The organism is Frankia sp. CeCAU1 (assembly GCF_977971845.1).
Genome location: NZ_CDWWXA010000070.1, coordinates 26055 through 26774, shown reverse-complemented (window position 1 = coordinate 26774; position 720 = coordinate 26055). Strand labels below are relative to the sequence as shown.

Below are 720 nucleotides of genomic sequence, written 5' to 3'. Positions count from 1 at the left end.
GCGTGCTATATCCTACTCGTCCCCTTTCGCCTTTTTCGAGGCGATGGCTTCGAGGACGCCCATCGCCGCACGCCACGCGGCGTCCATGGCTGCAGGGTTCTCCCGATCCAGGGCCCCGAAGCGGATGATGAGGTCGGCGGGCACGTGCCAGTGCTCTTGGAGGACCTGCTCGGGGCTCGGCGTGGCACCGTGCGGAGGGAGAGCGTCCTTTTCGAAGATCGCCCTCATGGCGTCTGTCTCGCTGTAGCCGAGCATCATCGCGATCTCGACCTGCCGGTCGAGGGAGTGCGGCCCGCGCGCCTTGCCTGTGATCCAGTTAGAGACCTTGGCGTGAGGCTCGTTGATATACGCGGCAAGGTCCTTCTGGGTGTCGAACCGGCCTCCGTGCCTCGCCAGTTGCTCGCGCAGCAGGGCTCTGAAGCTCATGGCGGCATGCTACGCGATTCATGAATCACAGTCTCTACGGCTCGACAACTTGCACCAAGATGCCCACCACACCGCCTCCCACCTGCACGTACCTAGCGCGATTCATGTATCGTACTTTTCGTGACGCGCACTGCGACAGACGGCGCGAAGCCAGGAGACCTGACCCGCAGGCGCATGGGGTTGCAACTCCGCACCGCCCGGCAGGCGGCCGGATGGCCCTACCAGAGGGCGTTCGCCGAGACGGCAGGGATCTCACAGGGGCACCTAGCGCGAATCGAACTCGGCGTGTGCCCC

Annotated in this window: 1 protein-coding gene; it reads right to left on the bottom strand. The window is 64.7% G+C overall.

The window, feature by feature from the left end; all coding sequences use genetic code 11:
* Positions 1 to 12: 12 nt before the first annotated feature.
* Complete coding sequence (locus AC08OO_RS13770) at positions 13 to 426, bottom strand: helix-turn-helix domain-containing protein (RefSeq protein ID WP_476618606.1); 414 nt, start codon at positions 424 to 426, stop codon at positions 13 to 15.
* Between the last annotated feature and the right edge of the window lie 294 nt (positions 427 to 720).

What these genes read in the sequence shown, in the direction of transcription:
- AC08OO_RS13770 (WP_476618606.1), bottom strand. Translation starts at nt 426, where the DNA reads ATGAGCTTCAGAGCCCTGCTGCGCGAGCAACTGGCGAGGCACGGAGGC.